This is a genomic window from Ensifer sp. NM-2 (assembly GCF_003024455.1).
Lineage (GTDB): Bacteria > Pseudomonadota > Alphaproteobacteria > Rhizobiales > Rhizobiaceae > Ensifer > Ensifer canadensis.
Genome location: NZ_PVZR01000080.1, coordinates 1 through 748, shown reverse-complemented (window position 1 = coordinate 748; position 748 = coordinate 1). Strand labels below are relative to the sequence as shown.

The 748-nt window shown below is 58.0% G+C and carries 1 protein-coding gene; it reads left to right on the top strand.

Annotated elements, in window-relative coordinates:
* Positions 1–492: 492 nt before the first annotated feature.
* The coding region (locus tag C6558_RS38845; protein WP_199197129.1) for a nucleotidyltransferase domain-containing protein at positions 493–748 on the top strand (256 nt) is incomplete at its 3' end.

The window sequence follows — 748 nt, the reverse complement described above, 5'->3', positions numbered from 1 at the left end:
CGAACAAGGATTCCTGGAAAGCTTGAACGTCTCAGTGAGATGGGGCCGCTGGTTGAAGGCTTTCCCTATCCGGCGGATCGTCGTGGGCGAAACGCCAGCGGAAACCCACGATCTATCCGCACGCCAGTATCGCGGTGGCGCCATTGAAAATGCGCCCCGCCTGCGGATCATTGCCATGGAGGCATCGATACATATCCCGCAGGATCGCTCCACGAAGAAAGAAGCGTATCGGAGCTTTCAGCATCGCGACGTGCGAGCGCGGGAAAGCGGGAATTCGCGCCAAGCGAGAGGACGAAAAAGGGCCGCCGCAGGAGCTTCAACGTCAGTGGTCCGAAGGGGAAGCGGGACCGACTGCCCCGGCCGATGCGTTCCGAATAACAATGACCAGGGCCAACAACGTAGTAGGAAAGAAACCCGTTTGGGTTGCGTTCGTGCATCGAGCGTATAGAATCGACCAACCAGTTCTGATTTGAAAGCACGCCCAAGACGATGATGAAGACAAGCCTCGATCACCTGCCGGAATCGAAGCGCCAGCAGCTTGCGCGAGCGCTCGACATCCTGCGCGAAGAATTCGAGGATGCACTGGCGGCAGGGGAGGCGGAGTTCAAGAAGAAGGGCCGGATCCTCAAGGTCATTTTGTTCGGCTCATACGGGCGTGGTGACTGGGTCGACGAGGAGCACACCGGCAAGGGCTATCGCTCCGACTACGATATTCTCGTCGTCGTCAACAATCGCAAACTGACCAACT